This window comes from Stenotrophomonas sp. CASM106, assembly GCF_049384825.1.
In the GTDB taxonomy this organism is placed as follows: Bacteria; Pseudomonadota; Gammaproteobacteria; order Xanthomonadales; family Xanthomonadaceae; genus Stenotrophomonas; species Stenotrophomonas muris.
Window position 1 is genome coordinate 1 of sequence record NZ_JBMRFS010000033.1, and the last position, 507, is coordinate 507.

General features: G+C 57.8%; 1 pseudogene. It reads right to left on the reverse strand.

Features of this window, described 5'->3' with window-relative positions:
* Nucleotides 1–507 (reverse strand): annotated as a pseudogene (locus tag VG556_RS22365) (hypothetical protein); the annotation flags it as partial.

Below are 507 nucleotides of genomic sequence, written 5' to 3' on the forward strand. Positions count from 1 at the left end.
TCAAAGAGCGCTGATTGGGTGGTACTCGTCAGCAGAGCATGGGCAATGAATGCCAGATACCCAGCAAGGACAGTGACTGCGAACAGTCGGAACCATCGTTCGCTGGAGAAAACTCCGCTGACGCTGAGGGCAATGACCAGAATGTAGCAGGTGAACTCAAATCGCAGGGTCCACAGTGACCCATTGATTACGCCGGCCAACGGGTTGTCCAAGAACACGCCGGGCAGTTCGTAGCGAGGCATGTACATGATCGCGTTGCCCAGGATGTACTCCCACGTCTCGGACATTCCCAGGTAGTCCACTAGGGACAGCGCCGAGATTGACGACAGTGCTAGCGTCGTGATGATGAGCATGGCCCAGAGCCCGGGAAGAATCCGAAGGCAGCGGGCGGACATGTAATCGGCAGCAGAAGGCGTGCGGAGCGCCGACTTGTATATAAGGTACCCACTCATGGAGAAGAACGCAGACACGGCAGCCCAGCCGGCGGAATAGCCGATTCCGGCGCTC